This is a genomic window from Corallococcus exercitus, from assembly GCF_003611585.1.
Classification (GTDB): domain Bacteria; phylum Myxococcota; class Myxococcia; order Myxococcales; family Myxococcaceae; genus Corallococcus; species Corallococcus exercitus.
In genome coordinates this window covers 1-2,867 of record NZ_RAVW01000691.1, presented here as the reverse complement: position 1 = coordinate 2,867, position 2,867 = coordinate 1, and the positions used below count along the sequence as shown (strand labels likewise).

The following is a 2,867-nucleotide window of genomic DNA, read 5'->3' as shown; positions in this document are numbered from 1 at the left end:
GCCCCCACCACCACCACCGGTGGGTGCTGCCGGGCCAGCGCCAACGCCGCCAGTGCGAGGAACACGTTGAGTCCGGCGGCGATCTGCGCGGACGCGGACAGGCCCACCAGCGGCACCAGCCGCGTGCCCGCCACGTACACGCCCACCGCCGCGCCCAGGCTGTTGATGGCATACAGCCGCGCCAGCTCCCGGCGCACCCCGGCGAGGCTCGCCGCGAAGTGGCGCACCAGCGCCGGCAGCGTGCCGCCCATGAGCAGCGTGGGCACCACCAGCGACAGCGAGGACACGAGCAGGCGCGGCGCCACCCTCGCCCCCTCCGGCACGTGGGGCGCCAGGGCCAGCCACAGGTGCTCCAGCGCGCCCAGGACGGAGGGGAACGCCAGCGCGTACAGGCCCACGCCCAGCTCCAGCACGCCGTAGAGGGCCAGCGGGCTCTTCACCCGGTCCGCTGTCCGCCCGAAGACAAACGCACCCAGCGCCAGGCCCCCCATGAACGTGGCCAGCACGACGGCGTGCGCCTGCCCGCTGTTACCCAGCACGTTCCCCAGGTATTTGGACCAGACCAGCTCGTAGACGAGCGCCGTGGCCCCGGACAGGAACAGAAGGGCGGCCACAAGGTTCTTCGGAGGACGTGGGGTGCGGGTCATAGGGACAGCACTCGACGTTACCCGGTATGTTTCAGGTCCACCAATGAACGCCCAACTCCTGCAAGCCGCGCAGCTCGCCTGGTCCCCCCACCTCCGGGTGACACGTGCCGAGGGGGACTGCGCCCAGGTGCTGCGCCGCGACGCCAAGGCGCTCGTGGGCATGCCCCTGCATACGGTGCTCGGCGTCTCCCAGGAGCGCGCCCGCGAGCTGGATGCGCGCGCCAGAGAGGACCGCCGCGCGGTGGAGTTCGTCACCGTCTCCCCCGGCGGCCCCACCGGCAACCCGCCCGCGTCCCACCTGCGGCTCGTGCTGGGCATGGACGGCGAGGAGGCCGCCGCGGGCGTGCTCGACCTGGGCACCGTGCTGGAGGGCGCCCCGCCGGTGCAGATCTCCAAGCTGTCGTCGTCGCTCAGCCATGAGATCCGCAACCCGCTCTCCTCCGTGAAGATGGCGGTGCAGACGCTGGCCCGGAACACCGGCCTGTCGGACCGGGACAAGCGGCGGCTCACCATCGCCAACCGGGAGATCCGGACCATGGAGCGCATGCTGTGGCTGCTCTCCGAGTACGGCCGTGAAAGCGCCGCGAACCTGGACGCCCATGCCCTGCGCTCGGTCGTCCAGGAAGCGACCGCCATGGTGGCCCCGGAGCTGGCCGAGCGCCGCATCGAGGTGGATGTGAAGGAAGAGGCGGACCTGCCCCGCGTGCGGGTGGATCCCAACCGGTTGAGGCCCGTGCTCGCTCAAGTCCTGCTCAACGTGGCCATGGGCCTGCCCGAGGAGGGCCGCGTCCAGGTGACGCTGCGTCAGCCCGACCCGGGCCACGTCAGCCTCATCCTGGATGATCCAGCGGCGGCCCTGCCCCCGGAGGAGCGGGGTTCGCTGTTCGACCCCTTCGGCTCGCGGCTGGCGCGGGGCGCGGGGCTGTCCCTGGCCGCCCTCAGGCGGGTGATGACGGGTGTGGGGGGCGACGTGGCGGCCCAGGGGAGTGCGGAGCCAGGGATGGTGTTCACGCTGACGTTCGCCGCCTGAGGACCCCATGGAGACCCTCCTCATCGTCGACGATGACGTGTCACTGCTCGAAACCCTCACGATGCACTTCGAGGAGATCGAGCAGGACGACGGGCAGCCGCGCTACCAGGTCGTGACGGCCACCAGCGCCGCCGCGGGCCTCAAGGCCGCCCAGGAGAACATGCCCAGCGTGGTCATCCTGGACATGATGCTCCCGGACCGCACGGGTCTGGAGATCATCGAGGAGATGAAGGGGCTGTGCGGCGACGCGCGCATCATCCTCGTCACCGCCTACCACGACATGGAGACGACCATCCGGGCCATGAAGGCCGGTGCGTTCGACTACATCCACAAGCCCTTCCCGGACCCGGCCGCCCTGGACCTCGTCGTGGAGCGCGCGCTGGAGTACCGCCAGCTGTCGCGCCGCGCGGACGAGGTCCACCGCGAGAACGCCGTCGTCCGCCTGGGCGACATCGTGGGCACCAGCCCCTCCATGCAGCAGCTGGTGAAGGAGATTGGCAAGGTCGCGAGCAGCACCGCGACGGTGCTGATCAACGGCGAGAGCGGCACGGGCAAGGAGCTCATCGCCCGCGTCATCCACAACTACTCCTACGACGAGCCCCGCCCCTTCATCGGCATCAACTGCTCCGCCATCGTGGACACGCTCCTGGAGAGCGAGCTGTTCGGCCACGAGAAGGGCGCCTTCACCGGCGCCGTGGGCGCCAAGCCCGGCAAGTTCGAGCTGGCCGAGGACGGCACCGTGTTCCTGGATGAGATTGGCGACATGTCGCTGATGCTCCAGGCGAAGCTCTTGCGCGTCCTCCAGGAGCGCGAGTTCGAGCGCGTGGGCGGCGTCAAGCGCGTGAAGCTGCGCGCCCGCGTCATCGCCGCCACCCACCGCCACCTCGCGGACGAGGTGGACCAGGGCCGCTTCCGCGAGGACCTCTACCAGCGCCTCAAGGTCATCACGCTCGTCATCCCGCCCCTGCGCGAGCGGCGCGAGGACATCGCCCCGCTGGTGAAGCACCTGCTGGAGCGCATCAACGAGAAGGTCCACAAGCGCGTCACCCGCGTGCCCCACGAGGTGATGGAGCGCCTCACGCGCCTGCCCTGGCGCGGCAACGTGCGCGAATTGGAGAACGTCCTCACCCGCGCCGTCGTGCTCGCCCCCGGCGACGTGCTGCGCGGCGACGACCTGCCCGCCCTGGAGG

General features: G+C 70.8%; 3 protein-coding genes. 2 read left to right on the top strand and 1 reads right to left on the bottom strand.

Annotation, left to right across the window (positions count from 1 at the left end; genetic code table 11):
• The coding region (locus D7W79_RS40920) for a spermidine synthase family protein (protein WP_500681253.1) at positions 1-614 on the bottom strand (614 nt) is incomplete at its 3' end.
• A gap of 76 nt (positions 615-690) precedes the next feature.
• Here D7W79_RS40920 and D7W79_RS40915 point away from each other — a divergent pair.
• Both D7W79_RS40915 and D7W79_RS40910 read left to right on the top strand, forming a co-directional pair.
• Complete coding sequence (locus D7W79_RS40915) at positions 691-1,677, top strand: sensor histidine kinase (protein WP_120530605.1); 987 nt, start codon at positions 691-693, stop codon at positions 1,675-1,677.
• 7 nt (positions 1,678-1,684) lie between these two features.
• On the top strand, positions 1,685-2,867 hold a 1,183-nt coding region (locus D7W79_RS40910; RefSeq protein WP_147442328.1), incomplete at its 3' end, for a sigma-54-dependent transcriptional regulator.

Coding starts and splice junctions, on each gene's coding strand:
- D7W79_RS40915 (WP_120530605.1), top strand. CDS start 691: ATGAACGCCCAACTCCTGCAAGCCGCGCAGCTCGCCTGGTCCCCCCAC.